The organism is Mesorhizobium sp. HAY1-8B, assembly GCF_056868045.1.
Genome location: NZ_CP200321.1, coordinates 5,278,168 through 5,298,117, shown reverse-complemented (window position 1 = coordinate 5,298,117; position 19,950 = coordinate 5,278,168). Strand labels below are relative to the sequence as shown.

Sequence of the window (19,950 nt, the reverse complement as noted above, 5' to 3'; positions counted from 1 at the left end):
GGCTCCGCTGACTCCGGTCGGCGGAGTTTTGGGCTTTGGCAACAATTTCGGAACGGATCTTGCTGTTGCCGGCGCTGCAGTGCCCGCCCTGTCTCAATGCTTGAGATGGATCGTCACCCAGCCTTCGCGATGCAAGGTGCGCACGTGCCGGAAATTCTGGCCGACATAGGCCGAGATGACGGCATCGCGCTGGCGCTCGAGAATGCCTGACAGCACGATCGAGCCACCAAGCGCGATGTGCCCGGCCATTTGCGGCGCCAGCCGCATCAGCGGCCGCGCCAATATGTTGGCGACGATGAGATCGAAGGGGGCGCGCTTGCCGAAGATCGGGTTGTGAAAGCCCGGGGCTGTCACCGTTTCGACGAGCGCCTTGACATGGTTGAGCCGCGCATTGGCGGCGGCGACCTTCACCGCCACGGGATCGATGTCGGTGGCGAGCACCGGAATATGCGCCAGCTTGGCGACGGCGATGGCCAGTACCGCGCTGCCGGTGCCGAGGTCGAGCGCATTGCGCGGATGCTCGCGCCGCACCACTTTCTCCAGCATATCGAGGCATCCGGCGGTGGTGCCATGGTGGCCGGTGCCGAAGGCGAGGCCTGCCTCGATCTCGATGGCGAGTTCGCCGCTGTGGCGCTTTGTGCGATCATGTCCACCGTGGACGAAGAAACGGCCGGCGCGCACCGGCTTCAGGCCTTCCAGCGAACGCGCCACCCAGTCGATGTCGGGCAGTGCTTCGCGCTCGACCGGCTGCGACAGAGCGAGGCCGGCAAGAATGTCCTTCACCCGCGCCTCGACGGCGTCGACGTCGCCATCGGCGTAGAGCGAGACCTCGTGGATGTCCTTGTCCTCGTCGACTTCGAGCACGGCAATCGGCAAGCCTTCATCCTCGAAGGCCAACTCAAGCGCCGCGAAGACGCGCTCAGCCTCGATCTTTCCGGTGGTGAAATGGAGCCGCGTCTGGGTCATCGGGAGTTTCTTCTTCGAGTTTGATCTTTGGACAAACGGAACCGTTTGTCGGAGAAAACCGGTTTCCACTTTTCGGGATCAAACTCTAGCCCTTCGTGGCAAGACGCTTCAGCTTTTCGACCGCGGTGCTGGCGCTTTCGCCATAGGCGATCGTGCCGGCGAAGTCGCCCTTGCCGTTGAGCAGCAGCACCGAGGCGGTGTGGTCCATCGTATAGTCGCCGTCGCCGGTGTCGACCTTCTTCCAGTAGATGCCGAACGACTTTGCCATGGCATGGACCTTGTCAGGGTCGCCGGTGATGCCGGTGATGCGGTCGGAGAAGTTGCTGACATAGGCATTCATCACCGCCGGCGTATCACGTTCCGGGTCGACCGACACGAAATAGGCGTGCAGGGTCTTGCCGTCGTCGCCGAGCGTCTTCAGCCAGCCGGAGAGTTCGAACAGCGTGGTCGGGCAAACCTCGGGGCAGTGGGTGAAGCCGAAGAAGACGACGCTGGGTTGCCCCCTGAACGCGGCCTCGGTGATCGGCGCGCCTTTCTGGTCGACCAGGGTGAAGGGTGCGCCGAACGGTTCGCCGCCATAATGGCCGCGATACCAGTCGAAGGTCAGCCAGCCAATGCCGGCCGCCATCAGGACGAGAATACCGACCAGGATAGAACGCATCATCAGAAAAGTCCGTCTGCAGAAATCATCGCGCCGGCTCAATGCCGCGCCGGTGCGACAGTCTTAGCGGTTCGGCCCTGCGCAGGCAAAGTGCCGCGTTGCCGCAACCGCGGTGGTGTTGACGCATCCGCTTGCAAAGCGGCACAACGCGCCCCACCTGAAACCGGCAACTCGAACCGCGGGGAGACTCCTTTGCGCAAACTGATTGGGCGAAAAGTGATCGGCGGCGCCTTGGCCGCATGCATTGCGCTCGGCACCGGCGGCGCCGTCGCCGAGGAAGTCGGCAAGGTGGGCGTCGACTGGGTCGGCAACGACATCATGATCGATGCGATCAAGGACCCCAAGGTGGATGGCGTGACCTGCCATGTCGCCTATTTCGACCGCAGCGTCATCGATCGCCTGCACAAGGGCAACTGGTTCGAGGACCCCAGCGATTCCTCGATCTCCTGCCGCCAGACAGGCCCTATCACCATCGGCGACATCGACATGAGCGAGGGCGGCGAGGAGGTGTTCAAGCAAGGCCTCAGCCTGATCTGGAAGAAGCAGGTGGTGAACCGCATCTACGACAAGGCCAACGAGACGTTGATCTACCTCTCGCATTCCCGCCAGGTGCAGAACGGCTCGGCCAAGATGTCGGTCACGACAGTGCCGCTCTACGGCCAGAACGTGGTGTGGAGCAAGGGCAAGCCGAACTAAGCGGGGTGGGCCTCTTTTGGGCTGATTGGCCCCACGGACAATTGCTCCTGCCTTGCAGGAGCAATTGCTCTGACGTAAAGCCGCCGCATGGACCGTTCCGAAAACCTCGTCCTCAAAGACCCCGAGCCGCGCATCCATCCGACCGCGGAACTCAAGACGTGCAAGCTCGGCCGCTATGCCTCGATCGGCGAACGGGTGGTGCTGCGCGAAGTGAGCGTCGGCGACTTCTCCTATTTCGAGCGCCATTCGGAAGCCATCTACACAACCATCGGCAAATTCTGCTCGATCGCCGCCAACAGCCGTATCAATGCGCTGGAGCATCCGATCGAGCGGCTGACCCAGCACAAGGTCAGCTATCGGCCGAACGAGTATTTTCGCTGGCTGGGCGTCGATGCCGCGTTCCGCGAGCGGCGGCAAGCGAATGCCGTGACCATCGGCCATGATGTCTGGGTCGGCCACGGCGCGGTGATCATGCCTGGCATCACTGTCGGCAACGGCGCTGTCATCGGCGCCAATGCGGTGGTGACGCAGGACGTGCCGTCCTACATGATCGTCGCCGGCGTGCCGGCGAAGCCGCTGCGACCGCGCTTTCCCCCGGCTGTCGCGGCACGGATCGAAGCGCTCGCCTGGTGGGACTGGCCGGTCGAGAAACTCGCCAGGGCGGTTCCCGACATCCAGGCAATGCCGATCGAGGCCTTCCTCGACCGTTGGGAAAATGACGCCGCTTAGAGTCGATCGTCTGTCCGAGTGCTGGTCGGCGCTTTCGGGAAACCCCTTCCGCCATGCGGGGGTGGCGCGGCGGAAGGGGCTGGAGTTAAACCGCCGTGAAGCGGAAGGAGCAGGCTCTTTGCCTGCATGGTTACCATGACACTAAACCGATAAGGTGTGCTTTCGCCAAACACCCTCATTGCGTGCATTCAATTGCGCCAGACGTATTTGTTGCCGGTGGGAACCTGGAACGGTCGTCGGTTGTTTCTCATCGCGGCAGCCATTGAGGGTTCTCGATGATGGAAAAGCTCTTCACCAAGGTCGCCAACTGGGTCGCGCACATAACCGGCCTACCGCTGACCTTTGCCGCCTGCTGCCTGATCGTCGTCGTCTGGGCGATAAGCGGGCCGTTCTTCGGTTTCTCGGACACCTGGCAATTGGTGATCAACACCGGCACGACCATCATCACCTTCCTGATGGTGTTTCTCATCCAGAACACCCAGAACCGCGATGGCGCGGCGATCCAGGCCAAGCTCGATGAACTGATCCGGGTCGGCGAGGGCCACAACCGCTTCATCGGCATCGAGCACCTGACGGAATCCGAGGTCGAGGAAATCCGCGCCAAGTGCGAACGGGCGGCGCGACGGCATGACGAAAAGCTCGCAGCCATGGCCGCGAAGAAGGCCGTGGCGCAAAAGCGGCCTCCGAAGAAGCGCGCCGCCTGAAGCGAAATTCAGTGCTTCAGGAAGGCGGCGAAAGGTTCCTTGTAATCCGGATGCCAGCGCGAAAGAGCCGGGCGGTTTTCGATGATGTCGCCAATGGCCCACGCCATGCGCTTCTCGTCCAGCGGCCGCGCCACTTCATTGTCGGGGCACAGGATGTAGAAGTCACCTCTGACCAGGGATTCCAACATGAAATCAACGACCTGCTCGCCGGTCCAAGCACCGGCTGGCTTTTCCGTGGCACCCTCGGTGAGGCCGGTATAGGTGAAGCCGGGGATGAGCAGATGCGCTGACAGGCGCGCACCAGGCTCGTTGCGCAGCGCATGCGCCAGGCCCTCGGTGAATGTCTTCACGCCGGCCTTGGAGACATTGTAGGCAAGGTTGCCGGGCGGCGTGGTGATGCCTTGCTTGGAGCCGGTGTTGACGATCAGGCCCGGCTTGGCCGATGCCAGCATGCGCGGCGCGAAGGCTTCGACACCATGCACGACACCCCAGAAATTGATGTCGAGCAGCCGCTTCCACGCATCGCGGTTCTCCCAGGGCTTTCCCGGGTTGTCGCCGACGCCGGCATTGTTCATCAGCAGCGAGATCTCGCCGAAGGCGCCAAATGCCCGGTCGGCGAGACGATCGACCTCGTCGGCCTTCGAAACGTCCGACGCAACGGCAAGCACGGCGTCGTCGCCGGCAATGGCCGAGACGGCCCGGGAGGCATCGTCAAGGCGGGTCCCGGCAATGTCCGCGAGCACGATCTTCATGCCCATCAACGCAAGCCGTTTGGCGGCCGCCAGACCAATGCCGCTCGCGGCCCCGGTGATGACGGCGGTGTTGCCGGTGCTAAGCGCGGGCAGGGCGGTCTGGATTTCGGCGTCGGTGATCATGAGCAACGGGTCCTTCTCTCGATGGCGCCGAACTTAGCGCTGGAACAGGCTTGCGCAAGCCTGCGTCGGCACGTGTCCGGGTTGACCGGGCCGGTCGAGGCTGCGCATGCTGTCTCGGTAATGGAGATTTTCTATTGACGGATTGGGTTGCAATTCTGAAGGAACAGACCGCCACCGGCGATCAGATGGGGCGAGAGGTGCCGCAGATGCTGGCCAACCCCGATATCAGCGAAGCCCAGGTGAAGACGCTGTTCTCCGCGTTGGAAAAACAGGCCGAATTCGTCGAGAAACTGCGCATGGCGCTCGAGAAGTTCGGCCATGATTTCTCGATCATCAAGGCAGCCGAACGGCTGGAGGAGCGCTATGCCGACCTTGCCGCTTCGGTGGCGGAAAAGCTGAAGGCGATGCGCGGCTAGGCATTCCAAGAAAAATGTGCAGCGCTTTCCCTTGGAAATTGCGTCGAAAGATAAAACTACTTCTCCAGGACGCGCGAGAAACGCGTGTCCGGCACAAGCCATACCAGGGCGATCGCAACGTAGAGCGCCACGCTGATCCACCGGTTGAGGAAGGCAAGCGCGATGGTCGCCAGATAGACGGCAAGCGAAATCCTTCCCTTGCGGTCGCTGCCGATTGCCTTGGCGAAGGCGGTATCCGGCCCATGCAGACGGTGCAGGGCGATGACCAGGATGCTGTAGGCGGCCGCGCACATTGCAAGGTCGAAACCATAGACCGCGACCGGAACCGTGGCGAAGTGGTTCTCGCCCATGAAAGCGGTCGTTACCGGCATCAGGGACAACCAGAACAACAGATGCAGGTTTGCCCACAACACGCCACCGTCGACGCGCTGTACGGTGTGGAACATGTTGTGCAGATTGTTCCAGTAGATGCCGACATTGATGAATGAGAGCACGTAGCACAGGAAGATCGGCAACTGCGGTACCAGGGCGGACAAGTCCTCGCCCTCCGGCACCTTGAGGTCCAGCACCATGATGGTGATGATGATGGCCACCACGCCGTCGGTGAATGCCTCGACCCTGCCTTTGCCCATGGAGCCTCCTGCCGCCAGGTTGCCAGTCTAGATGAGCCGAACGGCATCGGGAAAGGGCTCGAGGTCGGTTCTCAGCCGTTTGGCGTCTCAGGCGCCATGTTCGCGCGCCCACGCGGCACCCCAAGCCCGGTGTCCGGCGGCTCGCCGGCGGCCGGCCTGTCCTCGATCATGTGCATGGTGCGCCAGCCGCCGAAGCGGTAATAGGCCGCGGCCAGAACCAGCGAGGTGATCGAGCCGGCCGGAAAACTCCACCACAACGCTTCCTCGCCGATCACGCCGCGCATGAAATAGGCAAAGCCGGTGCGTATGACGAGCACCGAGATCACCAGGATGATCAGCGGCGGCATCACCGCACCGGTGGCGCGCACCGTGGCGAACAGCACGATGGTGATGCCGAACAGGATGAACGACCAGGACGCCACGGTATTGATATGGGCGGCGATATCAATTGCCGCGCTGTCGCTGCTCAGGAACAGGCTGAGGATCGAGCGGTCGAAGAGCCACAGCAGCGCAACGAGAGCGCCGGTCAGGACAAGGTTGAAGCCGACGCCGGACGCGGCGACGCGGCCGATCCGGTCCCAGCGGCCGGCGCCGACATTCTGCGCCGCCATCGAGGAGACCGCGGCACCGATGGCGAGCGCCGGCATCTGGATGTAGGTCCACAGCTGCGCGGCGATGCCGTAGGCGGCGGCGACTTGCGAGCCATAGGAGTTGACGATGCCCATCACCGTGAGTGCCGCCGCCGAAATGACGATCATCTGCAGCCCCATCGGCACACCCTTGAAGACGACAATGCGCAGCAAGGCGGGGTCGGGCCGCAGCAGAGCGAGATTGGCGCCGGCCAGCCGCAGCGGATGCTTGCGCGCATAGAGCACGACAAGGATAGCGATGACACTCACGGTCTGACCGACCAGCGTCGAGGTCGCCGATCCGGCGATGCCGAGTTCGGGGAAGGGGCCGATGCCGCGGATCAGCAGCGGGTTGAGCACGATATCGAGCACGACCGCCAGCGCCATGAAGAAGAAGGGTGTACGCGAATCGCCGGCACCGCGCAGCACGGTCATGACGAAGGACAGAAGGTTCATCATCGGCACGGCGATGAAGATGATGCGCAGATAGGAACGCGCCAGCGGCAAGGCGTCCGCCGGTGTGCCAAGCGTGTTGAGGATGGCGTCCACCCAGATCCAGCCGCATATCGCGAAGACTATGGAAACGAGGAAGAAGAAGGTGGCGCTGGTGCCAACGATGCGGCGCGCCTCGGGCAGGTCGCGGGCACCGACCGACTGCGCCACCAGGATGGTCGCCGCCATGCCGATGCCGAACACCGTGCCCAGGATCAGGAACAGGACGAGGTTGGCGTTGGAGGTGGCCGTCAGGGCCGATTCGCCAAGGAAACGGCCGACCCAGACGGCATTGATCGACCCGTTGAGCGACTGCAGCACGTTGGAGCCCAACACCGGCAAGGCAAACAGCAGCAGCGTGCGCGGGATCGGGCCGCTGGTCAGGTCGCCGGTGCGCCGGCGCGTGGGCATTTTTTCGGTCATGGCTGGAGGTTTATCCCAACTCGGTCCGCGATGATTGCCGATTCAACGGCACAGGTCGATGCGGCGTCGCAAAATTCCGCTTGGCGTGTATCGAGCGGTTCACCGCTTCACGAAACGGCGAACCGCTCGATCTCCCTGTGTGACGCAATTCCAAAGGTGGAAAGCGATATGCGCTCTGCCTGGGAAACCGAACGCGTTTTCCTGGAATTGCTTTGGTCCGATCATGTTCTCAAAGCTCCCGGAATGGGGTATTGATCCTTGGGGCGTGGGGCCCGCATATCCTTATCAGATATGGACAAGCCGGGGGGATCATGTCCGATATTCCGCTGTTTTCCGAGCGCCTGAGCCGGCGCGCGTTTCTTGGTGCGTCCGCTTTGGGTGCGGCCTCCATGGCTCTTTCGGCCTGCACCACGACGGATGTGGCAACGCCGCCGCCGCCGGTGGCCGCGGCGCCACCCGATGCGGCGTTCGGCGATGCCGCAAGCATGTACGCGGCGCGCACCGATGAGGGTTATCAACTGCCGGCAATCCCGGTGGCCAAGCTCGATCCGAAGTTCGTGCGCCAGATCGTGGCCGACCCGACCGGAGAGAAACCCGGCACCATCGTCGTCGATGTCTCCGAGCACTTCCTGTATCTGGTGCGCGATGGCGGCAAGGCCATCCGCTACGGCGTCAGTCTCGGCAAGGCCGGTTTTGGATGGACCGGCAGCGCCGTGGTGCAGGCGAGGAAGAAGTGGCCGGTGTGGACGCCGCCGCCGGAGATGATCCAGCGCCGGCCGGAACTGGCGAAATACAAGGACGGCATGCCGCCCGGCCCGCAGAGCCCGCTGGGCGCCCGCGCCCTCTATCTGTTCCGTGACGGCAAGGACACGATGTACCGGCTGCATGGCACGCCGGAGTGGGATTCCATCGGGAAGAATGCTTCGTCGGGCTGCGTGCGCTTCATGAACCAGGACATCATCGACCTCTACAGCCGCGTCAACGGCCCCGCACAGGTCTTCGTCCGCCCGAACCTGTCGGCCGCCGGCAAGATGATGGCCGTGTCGAGCTGGACGGCCGAGCCGATCGATGCGGGCGTGCCGAAGGACGCGGAGTTCTTGAAGTAGGCGTCCTCACGGCCAGCCGTTCGAGGTCGCTCAGGCGGACGCGCCGGGCGCGCCCGCCCTTTGTATGCGTTACTTCTTGGCGAGGCCGGGAAGCGTGACCTGATAGACCAGGAACATGGTGTCGACATTGGCGCCGTCGTCGGCCTTGTAGGGCGCGCCGACCTGGAAACCGTCCTGGGCGAGGAAGTCGTTGTCATTGGCGACGAACAGGAAATAATCGTCGGGCAGCTTCGGATCGAGCACGCTCGCCAGCGACATCGCTTCCCACTTCTCGGACAGGTTATTGTGGTCGTTCGGGGCGCCATTGTGCAGGCCGAAGCGGCCAAGCTCGACATTGTCGTTGATGTCGATGAACGGGGTCAGCTTGGCCGGCGTCACCGACGGGTCGAGTACGCCCTTGGGGGCGAGCGGCTTGTCCGCGGCGTCGAAAGGACCGCCGGCAATGTCGGTCGCGGCCGAGACATCGACGATGCTGATTTCGCGGTAGAGTGATGTATCGCCCTTCAGGCCCTGGCCGTTGCCGCTGTCGCGCGCCAGCATGAGGAACGCCGTGTCCGACAACGCCACGATCTCGCTTTGGGCGGCGACCTTGGTCTTGCCCTTGGCGTCCTTGAACACAGGCAGCGGCACGACATATTCGTGCGCCAGCTTGAGATGGGCGAGATCGGAGGCGTCATAGACCAGCGCCCGTGTGTTCTGCCGGGTCGAAGGTGAATCGCCGCCGTCCTGCCTGGTCGCCGACTGCAGCACGGCGATCAGGAACTTGCCGTCCGGCGTCATCGCCATGCCTTCCAGGCCCTGGTTGTTCTGGCGGCCGGTATCGGGATCCTTCGGATCGGGTTCGGCGGCACCTGGACCGGGATTGTCAGAAGAGAAGTTCGGCGCGCCCTTGCGCATCGGCACCAGCGCCGCCGGCGGTTGGGTCGCCGACATCAGACGGCCTTGCGCGGAGAACCGGTAGATATTCGGGCCATATTCATCGGAGATGAACATCGAACCGTCGGGCAGCCGCACGATCGCCTCGTTGTCTAGGGCGAGCTTGCCGTTCGTGGCGGCGGGCAGGATCGGCATGTCGCCAGCCGCGGCACGCACATCCGACAGCGGATCGAGGCCGCTGGCATCAGTGCCCTTGTCGTCGGTGAGCAGCAAGGTGTCGGCAAGCGTTGCCTTCACGCCTGTCTGCTCCTGGCCAGCGGCACCCGGTGCTGTCGGCGTGAATTCGATGTCGATGGTGTTGAGGCGCGGCCGGTAGTCGGTGGTGCCGGCGACATTGTAACCGCGATCCGGCAGCAACCAGAGCGAACCCTTGTAGGTGCCCGCGTCATGCGTCCAGCCGGCGGCGTCGATCGACATGCCGGAGCCTGAGCCGAACGTCTCGCCGAACTTGTCGCGCTGTGCCGCCGGGACGCGACCGACGCCAACCAGGCCCTTGTTGACAAAGCTGGTGGCGCCGACGGTCGCGGTGCTGTCGGCGAGCGCCGGCGTCAAGGCGGTGAACAAGGCCAGCGCGACGCCGAGCGAGACGGTTCGGTGCAGGTGTTTCATGGATAGTCCTCTTGGTGACGGATGTGCCGGAGCGGCCGAAGAACGAAAAAGCTCAAGGAGGCGGCACATCGATGATGCCGCGCGCCGTCCCCCCGAAAGCGGTCTACGGCGCGAACATGATGCTTGCGTGACAGCGCGACACGTATGCCCGCCGGCGTGTTCATTGCCCTGTGAGGACATGCGCTCGAGGCGAGAATTTGATCACTGCCGCATCCATTTGGGTAGGCAAGCGCAGTACTAGACACTTATGTACAGCGCGTATATGGTGCGGCTTCTGACGGACCGGGAGGAAAGCCTTGAAGCCGCATTATCGCGCAGTGGTCATCGGGGGTGGGGTGGTCGGCGCCTCGGTGCTCTACCATCTGACGCGATTCGGCTGGTCCGATGTGGCGCTGATCGAGCGCGCCGAATTGACGGCCGGTTCGACCTGGCATGCGGCGGCCGGATTTCATGCGCTCAATGCCGATCCCAACGTCGCGGCGCTGCAGGATTACACCATCAATCTCTATCGCGAGATCGAAGCCGAGTCCGGCCAGGACATCGGCCTGCACATGACCGGCGGCGTCAATATCGCCAGCGACCCCCAGCGCTGGGAGTGGCTGAAATCGGCCTGGGCGGTGTTCCAGTCGGTCGGCATCGAAAGCGCGCGGCTGGTGACCCCGGAAGAGATCAAGGCGATCTGCCCGATCGTCGACGTCGCCGGCGTACTCGGCGGCCTGCATGATTCCAACGAAGGCCATCTCGACCCCTACGGCACAACACATGCTTATGCGGGCGCCGCGAAGAAGCGCGGTGCCGAGGTGATCCTGCGCAACCGTGTCGTCGAGTTGAAGTCTCGCGCGGACGGCCACTGGGACGTCGTCACCGAACAGGGCACAATTGTCGCCGAGCATGTCGTCAATGCCGGCGGGCTGTGGGCCAAGCAGCTCGGCCGCATGGCCGGCGTCGACCTACCGGTGACGCCGATGGAGCACCACTATTTCATCACCGAGGACATTCCCGAGATCGCGGCACTGGACCGGGAAATCGGCATCGCCGTCGACCTCGACGGCTTTTCCTACCTGCGGCAAGAGCGCAAGGGCGTGCTGCTCGGCGTCTATGAGCAGAACCCGAAGCATTGGAACATGGACGGCGCGCCTTGGGATTACGGGATCGAGTTGATCCCGGAAGACATCGACCGCATCAGCCCGGAACTCGCCAAGGCGCATGAGCGCTTTCCCTGTCTGGCGAGCGCCGGCATCCGCAAATGGGTCAACGGCGCCTTCACCTTCACGCCGGACGGCAACCCGATCGTCGGACCGGTGCGTGGCCTGAAGAACTACTGGGTCGCCTGCGGCGTCATGGCGGGCTTCAGCCAAGGCGGGGGCGTCGGCAAATCGCTGGCCGAATGGATGATCTACGGCGAGCCGCAGGCCGACATTTTCGGCATGGACATTGCCCGCTACGGGGCCTTCGCCGCCAATCGCGAATATCTGAAGCAAACGACGCGGCAGTTCTATTCGCGCCGTTTCGTCATGACCTTTCCCAATGAGCGCCTGCCAGCCGGCAGGCCGCTGAAACGCTCTGGCGCCTATGACGGCATGAGTGCCGCGGGTTGCGAATGGACGGCATCGTGGGGGCTGGAAATCCCGGCCTATTTCGCGCCGATGGGTTTTCGCGAGAACACCACGCTCAAGCGCTCCAACGCCTTCGACATCGTCGGCGACGAGGCGCTGCAAGTCCGGCGTGCCGCCGGCCTCGTCGATATCTCGGCCTATTCACGCTATGCGGTGTCCGGCGCGGATGCGGAGGCATGGCTCGACCGGCTGCTGGCCTGCAAGCTGCCGACGGCGGGACAGGCGCGGCTGGCGCCGATGCTCGGGCCGGACGGACGGCTGAAGGGCGACCTCACCGTGATCAATTGGGGCAGCAGTGACTATTGGCTGATGGGTTCCTACTATCTCAGGGAATTCCACATGCGCTGGTTCGAGAGCCAGGCAGCAGAGGGCGCCGCGGTCACCGACATTTCCGACGCGACGGGCGGTTTCCTGCTGACCGGGCCGAATGCGCGGAAAATCCTGGAGCGTACAACACATCAGGACGTCTCCGTCGCCGCACTGCCGTTCATGGCGTGCGGCGCGTTCGACATCGGCATGGTGCGGGCGCGGGTTGCCCGCCTCTCTATCGCCGGCGAGCTCGGCTTCGAGATCAGTTGCCCGGTTACCATGCATGCCACGCTGCGTGACACGCTGCTCGCGGCAGGCGAGGATCTTGGTCTCGCCGAGGTCGGCTACTACGCGCTCAATGCGCTCAGGCTGGAGAAGAGCTTCGGCATCTGGTCGCGTGAATTCACGCAGGGCTACACGCCAGGCCAGACCGGCCTCGACCGCTTCATCGCCTTCGACAAGGGCGATTTCGTCGGTCGCGAGGCGGCGCTGAAGGCGCGCGAAGCCGGTGCCGTCCAGCGGATTGTGACGCTGGAGATCGATGCGCTCGATGCCGACGCCAGCGGCTTCGAGCCGGTCTGGCACGGCGGCCGGCGCGTCGGCTTCGTCACTTCGGGCGGTTTTGGCTACACGATCGGCAAGAGCGTCGCGCTGGCGTTGGTCGACGACGATTTTGCCGAGGAGGGGACGGCGCTTTCGGTGCACATTGTCGGCGTCGAACGGCCGGCACGGATCATCGCGGCCTCGCCCTACGATCCCTCGGGCAAGGCGATGCGGCAATGAGGAGGATTTTCGATGGTCGATGACGCGGCACGAGACAGCAGGCGCGAACGCCGGCGCGGACGCACGGGCGAAGCCGGCAGCGAAAGCAGCCGCCGACCCAATTACCGGTCGCTGAAGAACCCGTTCCTGCCGCAACCGATCTTTTCCGACGACCAGGTCGCCGCCATCCACGACACGGCGCTGCGGGTGCTGGAAGAGCTCGGCATCAAGGTGCTGCTGCCGCAGGCACGAGAGCTTTTTGCCAGCGCCGGCGCCCTGGTCGACCCGGACACCGACATGGTGCGCATCGGCCGCGACATGGTGGCGGCGGCACTCGCCTCGGCGCCGAAATCGATCCAAGCGCAAGCCGGCGACCGTTCCCGCGATCTGACGCTGGAACTCGGATCGATGACCTTCCTGGCCGGATGCGGGGCGCCGAACGTCACCGATCTCGAACGTGGCCGCCGGCCGGGTACGCTGGCCGATTTCGAGGATTTGCTGCGGCTGGTGCAGCATTTCGACGTGCTGCATATGCTTGGCCCCTGCATCGAGCCGCAGGATGTCGACAACCGCCTTCGCCACTATGCCGTCAACCGCGCGCAACTGACGCTGTCCGACAAGTTTCCGTTCGTCTTCGCGCGCGGCACGCCGCAGGTCGAGGACGGGTTCGAGATGATCCGGTTGGCGCGCGGCCTGTCGCCGGACGAATTCCTGGCGAACGCGCATTGCTACACCGTCATCAACACCAACTCGCCTCGCCAGCTCGACATTCCGATGGCGCAAGGCATCATCGATTTCGCAAGAGCCGGCCAGGTTTCCGTCATCACGCCGTTCTGCCTGGCGGGTGCGATGGCGCCGATCACGGTCGCCGGCGCGCTGGCGCTGCAGCATGCCGAGGCGCTGGCGGGCCTGACGCTGGCGCAGATCGTACGGCCCGGTGCGCCGGTCGTCTACGGTTCCTTCTCCTCCAATGTCGACATGAAATCCGGAGCGCCGGCCTTCGGCACGCCGGAGCATGTCAAGGCGACGCTGGGCGCCGGCCAATTGGCGCGCTTCACTGGACTGCCCTGGCGGTCGGGCGGCGGCAGTGCGGCCAACATTTCGGATGCGCAGGCAGCGCACGAAACGCAGTTCGCCCTGTGGGGCTCGGTGCTGGCCGGGGCGACGATGTGCATCCATGCCGCCGGCTGGCTGGAAGGCGGCCTGAGTGTCTCTTTCGAGAAGATGATCACCGATATCGAGGCGCTGCAGACGGTCGCGGAACTCTGCGCCGCGACGCCCGGCGACGATGATTCGATCGGCTTCGAGGCGATCGCCGAAGTGCAGCCTGGCGGGCATTTCTTCTCGGCCGGCCACACGATGGCGCGCTACCGCACCGCATTCTATGAGCCACTGGTGGCCGACTGGTCGAATTTCGGCAACTGGACGCAAAGCGGATCAAAGACCGCCAGCGAGCGCGCCACCAGTGTCTGGCGGCGCGCGGTTGCCGATTTCGAGCCACCCGCATCGGCTGCCGCCACATCGGGCGTGCTCGACGAATTCATCGCGCGGCGCACCGAAGAGGGCGGAGCCGCACCGGTTTCGTGAGCGGCGAGTAAGCCCCAAGACGCGTGATGCCTGCGGGAACTTTTCGGTGGATCGGTTCCCGCCATTGGCAATTGGCGCGTCCCGTGCAGAGATGAGCGATGCTCGAAGCCTTCATCGCAATGGTGATCTTCCTGTGCCTGGCGGCGTCGGCGTTCGCCAGCATGGCGATCTGGCCGAGATTGCCGGCCAGACATCGTGATGACGACACGAACGCGGTGGTTCGGCTCGCCGCCAATCTGTTCGGGGTCATGACCTCACTGATGCTCGGCCTGATGATCAACTCGGCCAAGAACACCTTCGAATCGATCGATCACAATGTGCACGCCTATGCGACGGAGCTGATCCTGCTCGACAGGACACTGCGGCTGTATGGCCCGGAAACCGACGCGGTGCGCCAACCGTTGGTCGCCTATATGCAAAGGGTGGTAGACACCTCGTCACAAGACAGCGAGACGACTATCGCCGCCAATCAGCTTTCCGAACGTCTGCTGACGGAGATTGGCGTGCGGCTGAATGGGCTGACCCCTCCCGACGCTGTACACGGTTCCCTTCTGCAGGACGGACGCCAGCGCCTGCAGAAGGTGCTGGAACTGCGCTGGATTCTGGTCGAGCAGTCGGAGGGCACGATTCCCTGGCCGTTGATCGCCATGCTGGTTACCTGGCTGGCGCTGATCTTCGCCAGTTTCGGGTTCAGGGCACCGAAGAATACAATCACCGCAGGAACCCTCATGGTGTCGGCCGCGCTGATTGCCGGGGCGATCTACCTGATCCTCGACATGGATGTGCCGTTCTCCGGCCCGATCCAGATTTCGTCGGCGCCGCTGGAAAGGGCATTGGCGGAATTGCAGCGATGATGCGGAACCGGCGGCATTCCCAGGCATTCATGGGAATGAACCATCGGAGGACGACATGGGTTTCGACCAGTATCACGAACCTCCTGAAGAACTATCGCAGAAGGTGCGGACCTTTGCCCGCATGATCACCTCGCTGATCGAGGAGGCGGAAGCCATCGGCTGGTACGAACAGCGCATTTCGGTGGAAAAGGATCCTCAGGCCCGCGCGATCATGAAGAACGCGCAGGGCGAGGAGTTCAAACATTTCGGCATGGATCTGGAATTCCTGCTGCGCCAGAAGCAGGACTGGCGGGCGGAACTGAAGGAAATCCTGTTCACGACGGGCGACATCGTCAAGGCCGGCGAGCGGGGCGAGAAGAAGGTGGATTGACCGGTAGCTCTACCGATTTCCGGCACTTTCACGAAGATGCCCAACTCGCCCGATGGCAGGTGACGGCTATCACCTGCCGGTGCTGGCGTTGGTGTTCGTCGGCGGCACCCCGACCTGGGGCGGCATCGGCACGGTTGCCGGCGGCGCGATCGGCGCGGTCACAGTGTCGTTCATCCAGACCGGCGTGGTGGCGGTGGGCCTGAGCGGCTTCTACGTGCAGTTGTTCAACGGGTTGATCATCCTGTCGCTGCTCGGCCACAAATGGAACCAGGCGGGGTGCAGGCGAGGGCAAGGGATTTTGCCCCGGGGGGCGCGGCCGTAAAAGCGAACGCTGCGGGCAGGCGGTTGCTAAGACCTTGATGACCAATCCGTCGAGCGCGCTTCCAGTTACAAAAGATATTCATCAGCCAATCATACGGGGCTGGTAGAAAGTCACTGTATGCGGCATTCTAAGTTATGCCGATTGCATTACCAGATACAAAAATTCTGTGGGGACGAGCAGGTGGGAAGTGCTCAAATCCGAAGTGCCGCGCTGACTTGACTAAAGTAGTGGACGGTGTGCCAACTTTTCATATTGGGGAAATGGCGCACGTTATTGCGCACAGCGCCGATGGTCCTCGTGGTCAAGCTGGAGGCGGACTCGACACGTATGAAAACCTGGTTTTACTGTGTCCAAACTGTCACACCGCCGTTGACAAGGCTCCGGCTGCATATTCGGAAGATTTGCTACGAGGATGGAAAAATGGGCGAGAAGAAGAAGTCAAACAAGCGGGATGCAATGTTCGATTTGAAAATTTTGACGAACTAAGAAACTATATTGGTCTGCTATTGGCGGAAAATCACGGAATTTTCTCGGAAGTTGGCCCGAGTTCGCCGATAGCGAACGAAGATCCTGGTTCCGATGCTGTTGAAATTTGGAGTGCTCGTAAATTAGATACAATTTTACCAAACAATATAAAGATCATGAACGCTATTGCGGGTAATATTTCGTTGTTGTGCAAGGAAGACGCGATCGCGTTCCTCGCTTTCAAGAAGCACGCCTTAGCCTATGAGCAGCAGCAGTTTGGTCGTACGGAGTTTTATCCAAAATTCCCAAGCATCTTTTCTGAAAGATTTGGCTATGAGTGATTCCGTCAACCCTTGGAGTATACCCTTCTCAAGGACGTCATTTCTGCAAAAAATTCTTTCAAACCATGATAACGTAAAGAATTTGCGGAGAGAAAAAGATATCCTTTTTCTATTTGATCGAAAGCAACAGGGAGACCAAATGCGCCTACTCGGCGGCGACGACTATGCATTCAGCCTTGCATTGGTCATGCGTGCCTTGCAAGATTTTGGGCCGCTTCAATATATTTGTGTAGGGGGCTCTTGGAATGGCTATTCGAATCAGGCGAAAGATTATTGCAGGGAAAATCATATCGGACTCTACAACTCTACCGAGCTGGCCGGAGGAATTTGGGCTACTAAATATTGGGATTATGCAAAGAAAGATAAAGACGGTAATCGATACTATAGCACTAAATCTTGACGTTATATCAGTCTATGGTTTTGGATCATTCTTTCGTGGCGAATTATTTGATGACGTAGATATGCTTTTTACTACTGAAATTTCAGACGAAAGGCTGCCGGATTTGCATCGGGCTCTTTGTGGGTATTTAAGTGGATTGTCTCTTTCGATCGACTGTCGTGTTGATTTCACGCTTTTAACTCTCGACGAATTCTCGGGCGCGCCGCTTAGAGATCACGCCGAGTTGGTGAAGCTGATCTAGGATCGCCACAGGCGAGCAGCTCACACCGCCGCGACGAACCCGTCCAGCACGCGTTTCTGCCCTGCCTTGTCGAAGTCGATGGTCAGCTTGTTGCCTTCGATGGCCGAGATATTGCCGTTGCCGAATTTCTGGTGGAAGACGCGGTCGCCGACGCTGAAGGCGGACGGCGTGTCGGAGACGGATTTGGCGACCAGTTCGCCATCGATGGTGCGGCCCTTCACGCTCGTGCGGCCGGCGCCGTAGCCGCTGTCGGTCTCGCCATAGCCGATACGCTCGACCTGGTGGCCGGAGCGCGAGCCCCAGTTGCGGTCGGTCGCTTCGGTGCGGTTGGCCTGTGCGCGCTGCCAGCCGGGCGTCGAATAGGTGTTAGAGAAGGCGCCGGATTTCTCCGCGCCGCCATTGTTGGCGCCAACATTGTCGAAACGCGACGCGCCATAAGGGTTCTGGCGGCCACCACGACCGGAAGCGAATGAGCCGCCGCCGTAGGAATTGCCATAGCCGCCATAGCTGTTGCCGCTTTCCGCGACCTCGACATGGGCCTCCGGCAGCTCCTCCAGGAAGCGCGACGGGATGGTCGATTGCCAGAGCCCGTGGATGAGGCGGTTGGAGACGAACCAGATATGCAGGTTCTTCTTGGCCCGGGTGAGGCCGACATAGGCCAGCCGGCGCTCTTCCTCCAGACCGGAGCGGCCGCCTTCATCGAGCGCGCGCTGGTGGGGAAAGAGGCCTTCCTCCCAGCCAGGGAGAAAAACCGTCTCGAATTCGAGGCCCTTGGCCGAATGCAGCGTCATGATCGAGACAGCGTCCTGCCCGGCATTCTGCTCGGCATCCATGACCAGCGCCACGTGTTCGAGGAAGGAGCGCAGCGACTCGTACTCCTCCATCGAGCGGATCAGTTCCTTGAGATTCTCCAGCCGCCCCGGCGCTTCGGCCGAGCGGTCGTTCTTCCACATGTCGGTGTAGCCGCTCTCTTCGAGAATGGTCTCGGCGAGCTCGGTGTGCGGCGTGGTTTCCAGCGCCTTTGCCCAGCGTTCGAAATTGGCGGCCACTTCGCGCAATGCGGCGCGCGGCTTCGGCTTCAACTCGTCGCTTTCGGCGAGATTGCCGGCGGCCTCCAGCATCGGAATGCGCAGCGCACGCGCCGTGTCGTGGATCTGGCGGATGGTGGCTTCGCCCAGGCCCCGCTTCGGCACATTGACGATGCGCTCGAAGGCGAGGTCGTCGCCGCCGTTGGCGACGACGCGGAAGAAGGCCAGCGCGTCGCGAATTTCCATGCGCTCGTAGAAGCGCGGGCCGCCGATGACGCGGTAGTTGAGGCCGAGCGTGATGAAGCGGTCCTCGAAGGCGCGCATCTGGAAGGACGCGCGCACAAGGATCGCCATGTCGTTCAGATTATGCTTCTCGCGCTGATAGGCCTCGATGGTCTCGCCGATGGCGCGGGCTTCCTCCTCGGAATCCCACGCGGCGTGGACATTGACCTTGCCGTCCTCGGGGTCGTTGCGGTCGGTGAACAGCGTCTTGCCGAAACGGCCCTCATTGTAGGCGATGAGATGCGAAGCCGCGCCAAGGATATGCGCGGTCGAGCGGTAGTTGCGCTCCAACCTTATGATGGTGGCGCCCGGGAAATCCTTGTCGAAGCGCAGGATGTTGTCGACCTCGGCGCCGCGCCAGCCATAGATCGACTGATCGTCGTCGCCGACGCAACAGATGTTGACTTTGTTATCGCTCACGGGCCGTTCCGCGCCTGCCGGCGCGGGCCCTCCGCGGGGGCCTCGCAACGGCTCGGACGCCCGGTCGGGCTTGCGGCCTTCGGCCGATCGCAGATCCGTCGACGTTGATCCGCGCCCGCTGTCCGGCCGCTGTGCCAAAAGGCGCAGCCACATGTACTGGGCGGTGTTGGTGTCCTGGTATTCGTCGACGAGGATGTATTTGAAGCGCCGGTGGTAGTCCTTCAGCACATCCGGATTGGCGCGGAAGATGCGGATCGGGTGGCAGAGCAGGTCGCCGAAGTCGCAGGCATTGAGCGTCTGCAGGCGCTCCTGATAGGCCTTGTACAGTTCGCGGCCCTTGCCATTGGCGAAGCTGCGCGCGTCGCCCTCGGCGATATCGGCCGGTCCTTGGCCCTTGTTCTTCCAGCCGTCGATCATCTGCGCGAACTGCTTGGCCGGCCAGCGCTTGTCGTCGAGTCCCTCGGCCTGGATCAGCTGCTTGATCAGCCGCACGACATCGTCGGTGTCGAGGATGGTGAAGTCGGAACGCAGACCGGCGAGCTCGGCATGGCGGCGCAGCAGCTTCACGCCGATCGAGTGGAAGGTGCCCAGCCACGGCATGCCCTCGACATTTCCTTCGCCGATCAGGATGCCGATGCGCTGTTTCATCTCGCGCGCGGCCTTGTTGGTGAAGGTCACGGCCAGAATCTGCGAGGGGAAGGCTTTTCCCGTGGCGAGAATATGGGCGATGCGGGTGGTGAGCACGCGCGTCTTGCCGGTGCCGGCGCCGGCCAGCACCAGAACAGGACCCTCGGTGGTCTCCACCGCCAGCCTTTGTTCCGGATTCAGCCCCCGGAGATAGTCCGGCGCATTGTTGTGGCCGCCGCGGGCAGCCATGGCGCGCGCGGCAATGCCCGACGGGGCCGTGGGCCGCGCATTGGGTTCGTCGAAAAAGGGCATGTCTTCGGAAAAGCCGGACATCGCCCCCGAATGTAGTGATTCGGTTGGGAAAGACCAGAACTGTCTACGTTTTGTTCCCGGTAAAGTGGCTTATCCGGTCACCTTGGCACGCATGACGCTCAGCCCGCCGCGCATTTGCA

General features: G+C 62.6%; 19 protein-coding genes. 12 read left to right on the top strand and 7 right to left on the bottom strand.

Going from position 1 to position 19,950, the window contains the following annotated elements; translation table 11 throughout:
* Nucleotides 1–93: 93 nt before the first annotated feature.
* Entirely contained in the window at nucleotides 94–966 is an 873-nt protein-coding gene (locus AC1VON_RS25435) for a 50S ribosomal protein L11 methyltransferase (RefSeq protein WP_172349822.1), read from the bottom strand.
* 85 nt (nucleotides 967–1,051) lie between these two features.
* Nucleotides 1,052–1,630, bottom strand: a complete 579-nt coding sequence (locus AC1VON_RS25430) for an SCO family protein (protein ID WP_172349823.1) — start codon at nucleotides 1,628–1,630, stop codon at nucleotides 1,052–1,054.
* 189 nt (nucleotides 1,631–1,819) lie between these two features.
* Between AC1VON_RS25430 and AC1VON_RS25425 the strand changes: the two genes are divergently transcribed.
* From AC1VON_RS25425 to AC1VON_RS25415, 3 genes are all read left to right on the top strand, one after another.
* On the top strand, nucleotides 1,820–2,323 hold the full coding sequence (locus AC1VON_RS25425; protein WP_172349824.1) for a CreA family protein: 504 nt from the start codon (nucleotides 1,820–1,822) through the stop codon (nucleotides 2,321–2,323).
* Nucleotides 2,324–2,410: 87 nt separating this feature from the next.
* Nucleotides 2,411–3,052, top strand: coding sequence for a transferase hexapeptide repeat family protein (locus AC1VON_RS25420; RefSeq protein ID WP_172349825.1), 642 nt, complete (start codon nucleotides 2,411–2,413; stop codon nucleotides 3,050–3,052).
* Between the two features lie 278 nt (nucleotides 3,053–3,330).
* The gene (locus AC1VON_RS25415) at nucleotides 3,331–3,756 is read left to right on the top strand and encodes a low affinity iron permease family protein (RefSeq protein WP_483126379.1); all 426 of its coding nucleotides are present in this window, start codon (nucleotides 3,331–3,333) and stop codon (nucleotides 3,754–3,756) included.
* A gap of 8 nt (nucleotides 3,757–3,764) precedes the next feature.
* On the opposite strand, the gene AC1VON_RS25410 is transcribed toward AC1VON_RS25415, so the two are convergent.
* Nucleotides 3,765–4,631, bottom strand: coding sequence for an SDR family NAD(P)-dependent oxidoreductase (locus AC1VON_RS25410; protein ID WP_483125265.1), 867 nt, complete (start codon nucleotides 4,629–4,631; stop codon nucleotides 3,765–3,767).
* 134 nt (nucleotides 4,632–4,765) lie between these two features.
* Here AC1VON_RS25410 and AC1VON_RS25405 point away from each other — a divergent pair, with 134 nt between their 5' ends.
* Nucleotides 4,766–5,047, top strand: a complete 282-nt coding sequence (locus AC1VON_RS25405) for a hypothetical protein (RefSeq protein WP_023792142.1) — start codon at nucleotides 4,766–4,768, stop codon at nucleotides 5,045–5,047.
* A gap of 56 nt (nucleotides 5,048–5,103) precedes the next feature.
* Here the strand turns inward: AC1VON_RS25405 and AC1VON_RS25400 are convergent, their stop codons facing one another.
* Together AC1VON_RS25400 and AC1VON_RS25395 are read right to left on the bottom strand one after the other, a co-directional pair.
* Nucleotides 5,104–5,679, bottom strand: a complete 576-nt coding sequence (locus AC1VON_RS25400; protein ID WP_172349828.1) for a TMEM175 family protein — start codon at nucleotides 5,677–5,679, stop codon at nucleotides 5,104–5,106.
* Nucleotides 5,680–5,750: 71 nt separating this feature from the next.
* On the bottom strand, nucleotides 5,751–7,223 hold the full coding sequence (locus tag AC1VON_RS25395) for an MATE family efflux transporter (RefSeq protein ID WP_483125264.1): 1,473 nt from the start codon (nucleotides 7,221–7,223) through the stop codon (nucleotides 5,751–5,753).
* A gap of 311 nt (nucleotides 7,224–7,534) precedes the next feature.
* Between AC1VON_RS25395 and AC1VON_RS25390 the strand changes: the two genes are divergently transcribed.
* Nucleotides 7,535–8,329, top strand: a complete 795-nt coding sequence (locus tag AC1VON_RS25390; protein WP_483125263.1) for a L,D-transpeptidase — start codon at nucleotides 7,535–7,537, stop codon at nucleotides 8,327–8,329.
* 69 nt (nucleotides 8,330–8,398) lie between these two features.
* Here AC1VON_RS25390 and AC1VON_RS25385 read toward each other — a convergent pair whose 3' ends face one another.
* The gene (locus AC1VON_RS25385) at nucleotides 8,399–9,874 is read right to left on the bottom strand and encodes an esterase-like activity of phytase family protein (protein ID WP_483125262.1); all 1,476 of its coding nucleotides are present in this window, start codon (nucleotides 9,872–9,874) and stop codon (nucleotides 8,399–8,401) included.
* Between the two features lie 296 nt (nucleotides 9,875–10,170).
* Between AC1VON_RS25385 and AC1VON_RS25380 the strand changes: the two genes are divergently transcribed.
* The 7 genes from AC1VON_RS25380 (at nucleotide 10,171) to AC1VON_RS25350 (ending at nucleotide 16,900) form a co-directional block, all read left to right on the top strand.
* Entirely contained in the window at nucleotides 10,171–12,582 is a 2,412-nt protein-coding gene (locus tag AC1VON_RS25380; protein WP_483125261.1) for a GcvT family protein, read from the top strand.
* A gap of 12 nt (nucleotides 12,583–12,594) precedes the next feature.
* Nucleotides 12,595–14,148 carry a trimethylamine methyltransferase family protein gene (locus AC1VON_RS25375; protein ID WP_172349833.1) on the top strand — a complete coding sequence of 518 codons (1,554 nt, stop codon included), beginning with the start codon at nucleotides 12,595–12,597 and terminating at the stop codon, nucleotides 14,146–14,148.
* Between the two features lie 98 nt (nucleotides 14,149–14,246).
* Nucleotides 14,247–15,002: a bestrophin-like domain gene (locus AC1VON_RS25370; protein WP_483125260.1), complete on the top strand. Its 756-nt coding sequence runs from the start codon at nucleotides 14,247–14,249 to the stop codon at nucleotides 15,000–15,002.
* Nucleotides 15,003–15,057: 55 nt separating this feature from the next.
* Complete coding sequence (locus AC1VON_RS25365; RefSeq protein WP_172349835.1) at nucleotides 15,058–15,372, top strand: ferritin family protein; 315 nt, start codon at nucleotides 15,058–15,060, stop codon at nucleotides 15,370–15,372.
* Between the two features lie 52 nt (nucleotides 15,373–15,424).
* The gene (locus tag AC1VON_RS25360) at nucleotides 15,425–15,694 is read left to right on the top strand and encodes a hypothetical protein (RefSeq protein ID WP_483125259.1); all 270 of its coding nucleotides are present in this window, start codon (nucleotides 15,425–15,427) and stop codon (nucleotides 15,692–15,694) included.
* A gap of 134 nt (nucleotides 15,695–15,828) precedes the next feature.
* On the top strand, nucleotides 15,829–16,500 hold the full coding sequence (locus tag AC1VON_RS25355; protein WP_483125258.1) for an HNH endonuclease: 672 nt from the start codon (nucleotides 15,829–15,831) through the stop codon (nucleotides 16,498–16,500).
* A complete protein-coding gene (locus AC1VON_RS25350) occupies nucleotides 16,493–16,900 on the top strand; it encodes a hypothetical protein (RefSeq protein ID WP_483125257.1) in 408 nt (135 codons plus the stop codon). Before AC1VON_RS25355 ends, AC1VON_RS25350 begins: the two co-directional genes overlap by 8 nt.
* Before the next feature lie 261 nt (nucleotides 16,901–17,161).
* Here AC1VON_RS25350 and AC1VON_RS25345 read toward each other — a convergent pair whose 3' ends face one another.
* Nucleotides 17,162–19,831 (bottom strand): ATP-dependent helicase, encoded by a 2,670-nt coding sequence (locus tag AC1VON_RS25345; protein WP_483125256.1) that lies wholly within the window; start codon nucleotides 19,829–19,831, stop codon nucleotides 17,162–17,164.
* Nucleotides 19,832–19,950: the final 119 nt, after the last annotated feature.